This window comes from Caballeronia arationis, from assembly GCF_001544975.2.
Classification (GTDB): domain Bacteria; phylum Pseudomonadota; class Gammaproteobacteria; order Burkholderiales; family Burkholderiaceae; genus Caballeronia; species Caballeronia arationis.
Genome location: NZ_FCOG02000570.1, coordinates 1 through 681 on the forward strand (window position 1 = coordinate 1; position 681 = coordinate 681).

The 681-nt window shown below is 57.4% G+C and carries 1 protein-coding gene; it reads left to right on the top strand.

All coding sequences use genetic code 11. The features are described 5' to 3' along the window. On the top strand, positions 1–681 hold a 681-nt coding region (locus tag AWB81_RS43910; protein WP_510183690.1), incomplete at both ends, for a transposase family protein.

Here is a 681-nt window from a genome sequence, read left to right on the forward strand (position 1 = left end):
TTTGCTTGCGTTTTCCATTCTTCAAATCTCCCGTTACAGCCAAGATCCAAAGTCTCCTACATTTCCGGGGCGCTTCAAGGCGCTGGGCGAAGCTGGTGTCGAGGAGTTGCTCGCGACGACAATTGCAGCGGCCGTGGAAATGAAAGCAGTGAGGCCGGCCGAGTTCGAGCGCGTGATTGTCGATACGACGGTCCAACAAAAAGCGATTGCCTATCCGACTGACAGCCGTTTGCTGGAGATTGCACGAGGCAAACTCGCAAGGCTCGCGCAACGTGCCGGACTGGCACTGAAGCAAACATACGAGCGAGAGGGGAAACAATTGCGTCGCCGCGCCGGTGGCTATGCGCATGCGAAGCAGTTCAAGCGACTGCGCCGGGTGCTCAAGCGTCAGCGCACGATCCTCGGACGATTGCTGCGCGACATCGAGAGAAAGTTACCGAACGCATCCACTGAGCAACAGGCATCCTTAAGCATCTGGCTTGAGCGCGCCTGGCGTATCTGCCGCCAGCGAGCGAAAGATAAGCACAAGCTCTATGCGCTTCATGCGCCAGAAGTGGAGTGCATCTCAAAAGGCAAGGCTCGCCAGCCGTATGAGTTTGGCGTCAAGGTGAGCCTCGCAATCACGGAGAAGCAAGGCCTGATTGTCGGTGCACGCTCGTTTGTGGGCAACCCCTATGACGG